The 3,884-nt window shown below is 69.3% G+C and carries 3 protein-coding genes; 2 read left to right on the forward strand and 1 reads right to left on the reverse strand.

Annotation, left to right across the window (positions count from 1 at the left end):
* Positions 1 to 76 precede the first annotated feature (76 nt).
* Positions 77 to 1,267, forward strand: coding sequence for a Gfo/Idh/MocA family oxidoreductase (locus tag WML84_RS13655; protein WP_347346685.1), 1,191 nt, complete (start codon positions 77 to 79; stop codon positions 1,265 to 1,267).
* A gap of 4 nt (positions 1,268 to 1,271) precedes the next feature.
* A complete protein-coding gene (locus WML84_RS13660; RefSeq protein ID WP_347346686.1) occupies positions 1,272 to 2,291 on the forward strand; it encodes a sugar phosphate isomerase/epimerase in 1,020 nt (339 codons plus the stop codon).
* 93 nt (positions 2,292 to 2,384) lie between these two features.
* On the opposite strand, the gene WML84_RS13665 is transcribed toward WML84_RS13660, so the two are convergent.
* Entirely contained in the window at positions 2,385 to 3,869 is a 1,485-nt protein-coding gene (locus WML84_RS13665) for a sugar porter family MFS transporter (RefSeq protein ID WP_347346687.1), read from the reverse strand.
* Positions 3,870 to 3,884 lie beyond the last annotated feature (15 nt).

Genomic DNA, 3,884 nt, shown 5'->3' on the forward strand with positions numbered 1-3,884 from the left:
TTAGAGTCGCTGACGAGAGCGCCCGCGCTCCGTTCGCGCCGCCGGAACGAGCCGGCAGTCACCCGTTGGAGGAACGTTGTCCACGAACAGCACCGGCGTCGCCGTCATCGGCGCAGGCATGGCCGGCAAGGCCCACGCGGCCGCCTATCGCACCGCCCCCACGCTCTACGACAGCATCCTGCCGCCCGTGCGGCTCGTGTCGATCGCCGACGTGTACGAGCCGGCCGCGCGGGCGGCCGCCGTCCGGTTCGGCTACGAGCGGCACGACACCTCGTGGCGGGCCGTGGTCGAGGCGTCCGACGTCGACGTCGTGAGCGTCGTCGTCGCGAACTCGCTGCACCAGGAGATCGTCGAGGCCGCCCTGGCGGCAGGCAAGCACGTGCTGTGCGAGAAGCCGCTCTCCGACACCATCGAGAGCGCGCAGGCGATGGCGGATGCCGCGAACCAGGCCGCCACGATCGCGCGCATCGGCTTCACGTTCCGCCGTGCCCCCGGCATCGCGTACCTGCGCGAGCTCGTGCAGTCGGGCGTGCTCGGCACCGTCTTCCACGTCGGCGCGCGTTACTGGACGGACTATGCGACCAACCCGCGCGCCGCGATGAGCTGGCGCTTCCGCGGCGGCCCCGGCACGGGCGCGCTCGCCGACATCGGCAGCCATGTCTCGTACCTCATGGAGTTCCTCGGCGGCGACATCGTGTCGGTCGGCGGCGGCCGCTTCTCGACCGTCATCACCGAGCGTCCGCTCCCCCTCGGCGCGGTGTCGGGGCACGGGAGCACCGACGTGAGCGACGTGTACGAGCCGGTCGAGAACGACGACTACGCGACCTTCAACCTCACCTACGCGAACGGCGGCGCGGGCACCGTCGAGGTCTCGCGCGTCGCCCAGGGGCACCCGAACGCGCTCATGCTGGAGGTCTTCGGCGCGAACGGCTCGGCGAAGTGGAACCAGGAGCGTCCCTCCGAGATCCACCTGTACCTGAACGAGGGCCCGAGCGCCCAGCGCGGCTACCGCCGCGTGCTGCTCGGCAGCGACCACCCGTACATCGCCGGCGCCGCGCCGATCGACATGCAGAGCGTAGGGTTCGGCCAGAACGAGGGCTTCGTCTTCCAGGCGCGCGCGTTCCTCGAGGAGGTCGCCGGCATCCCCGAGGCCGACTCGCTCCCCCGCAACGCCTCGTTCGACGAGGGCGTGCACAACATGCTGCTGCTCGACGCCGTCACCCGCTCCGCCGCCCAGGGCGGGGCATCCATCACGATCGAGGACTGAACCCATGCGACTCGGGCTGTACAACGCGATCCTGCACGACCGCTCGTTGCCGGAGGCGATCGAGGTGGTCGCAGACCTCGGCCTGACCGGGCTGGAGCTCAACACCGGCGGGTTCCTGCCCGCGGTGCACGTGCCGACGTTCGACGACATCCTCGTGAGCGACGCCGCGCGCGACGACTTCCTCGGCGTGTTCGAGGGCACCGGCGTCGAGATCGCGGGCCTGAACTGCAACGGCAACCCGCTGCACCCGAACCCCGCCATCGGCGACGGCCATGCCGAGGACGTGCGGCGGGCGATCCGCCTCGCGGAGCTCCTCGGCCAGCACCGCGTGGTGACGATGTCGGGCCTGCCCGGCGGCGAGCCGGGCGCGACGCGGCCGAACTGGATCGTCAACGCCTGGAACTCGGGCTCGCTGGACGTGCTCGACCACCAGTGGGCGATCGCCGCGGACTTCTGGCGCGAGACCGATCGCCTCGCCCGCGACCACGACGTCAAGGTCGCGCTCGAGCTGCACCCGCAGAACCTCGTCTTCAACTCGGCCGACGTCCACAGGCTGATCGAGCTGACCGGCGCGACCCACGTGGGCGTCGAGCTCGACGCGTCGCACCTGTTCTGGCAGCAGATGGACCCGGTCGCCGTCGTCCGCCACCTCGGACCGCTCGTCTTCCACGCCGCCGCGAAGGACGTTCGCGTGAACGCCGAGCACGCCGCGCTGTACGGCGTGCTCGACAACCGGTTCCGGCGCCTCGGCCCCGACGAGGCGCGCACGAACCTCGGCGGCGACGAGTGGGCCAACGAATGGCCGAAGGATGCCGCGTGGGACTTCGTCGCGCTCGGCAAGGGCCACGACGTGGCGTACTGGACCGAGTTCCTCCGCGCGCTCCACGAGGTCGACCCCGACATGATGGTCAACATCGAGCACGAGGACACCGAGCTCGGCCGCATCGAGGGCATCGCCGTCGCCGCCCAGGTGCTGAAGGCCGCGGATGCCGCGCTGCAGGAATCGCCGGCCTCCGCGGACTGAGCGGCGGATCGACCCCCGGCATACTGCGGTCGCGCACGCGAGAGGCCCCGCCCCCGACGCATCGGGAGCGGGGCCTCTGCCGACGACGGGCGACTACCGCTTGTGCGTGGGCAGGAAGATGGCGCCGGTGGTGACGTCCTCTTCCAGCTGCTCCAGCGTGCGTCCGCGGGTCTCGGGGACCAGCTTGAAGATGAACAGGAACGAGACGACGTTCACGACCGCGAAGATCACGAACAGCCCCATGCCGACCGCGCCGACGATCGAGGGCACCAGCAGCGCGAGCACCCCGTTGGCGATCCACAGCACGAAGACCGAGACACCCATGCCGATGCCGCGCATGTGCAGCGGGAAGATCTCGGACAGGTACACCCACGTCGCGATGTTCAGGAACGTCTGGATCGATCCGATCATGATGATGATCAGCACGAGGAACGCCCACGGACGGATCGGGTTGCCCTCGGGGAAGAGGAGCATCATGCTGATCGCGATCAGGATGTGCGAGAGCGCCGTCATCCCGTAGCCCCAGAGGAAGTTGGTGCGACGGTTGATGCGGTCCATGAGCGCGAGCGCGATGAGTCCGCCGATGACGGCGATGACGCCGGGAGCGATGTTGACCCAGCCGATCATGTCCTCGCTGAAGCCGGACTCGGCGAGCATGCGCTGGCCGTAGTACATGATCGCGTTCACACCGGTGAACTGCTGCGCGATGCCCAGGCCGCAGGCGATGAGGAGGATGACGAGCAGGCTCTTGTTCTTCAGCACGGCCTTGAACCCGAGCTGCTGACCCTCCACCTCGTGCTCCTCCTGGGCGACGTGCTCGACGTCGGCGAGCTCGGCCTCGGCGCGCTCCTTCGAGCGGATGGTGAGGAGCACCGCGCGCGCGTCGTCGTGGCGACCCTTCTCCACGAGCCAGCGCGGCGACTCTGGCATGCGCAACATGCCGAAGAACAGGAAGATCGCGGGGATCGCGCAGATCGAGAACATCACGCGCCAGAGGCCGGGCGTCTCGAGCCCCATGACGGCGGCGATGATGGCGTTGACGACGAAGGCGGCGAGCTGGCCGACGACGATCATCAGCTCGTTGCGACCGGCGAGCGAACCGCGGATCTCGAACGGGGCCAACTCGGCCAGGTAGACGGGGACCACGGCCGATGCGCCGCCGACCGCGAGGCCGAGTGTGATGCGACCGGTGATCAGCATCGCGTAGCCGAAATCGGTGTGCGTACCGAACTCGGGGCCACCGGGCGAGGTGACGACGAGCAGGGTTCCGCAGAAGAAGAGCACCGCGAGGATGATGATCGTGGGACGGCGCCCGATCTTGTCGGCCAGTCGGCCGCCGATCATCGCGCCGAAGGCGGCCGCGAAGACCAGCGAGCTGATGACGATGCCGACCTGCAGGTCGGTCAGGCCGAGCTCGTGCTCCATGGGACGCTCGGCGCCGTTGGCGACACCCGTGTCGTAGCCGAACAACAGGCCGCCGAAGGTGGCGACCAGGGCGACCAGGCCCAGTCGCTTCTTGTGCGGGCCGGGTGTGAGTGGGGGAAGTTTCACTTCACTGGCTGATGCGCCGTGTGACATTCGGACTCCTTTGTC

The organism is Microbacterium sp., from assembly GCF_039812165.1.
Taxonomy (GTDB): domain Bacteria; phylum Actinomycetota; class Actinomycetes; order Actinomycetales; family Microbacteriaceae; genus Microbacterium.

Bases quoted from the DNA above. Each gene is read 5' to 3' on its own strand.
- WML84_RS13660 (WP_347346686.1), top strand. From the start codon at position 1,272: ATGCGACTCGGGCTGTACAACGCGATCCTGCACGACCGCTCGTTGCCG.
- WML84_RS13665 (WP_347346687.1), bottom strand. From the start codon at position 3,869: ATGTCACACGGCGCATCAGCCAGTGAAGTGAAACTTCCCCCACTCACA.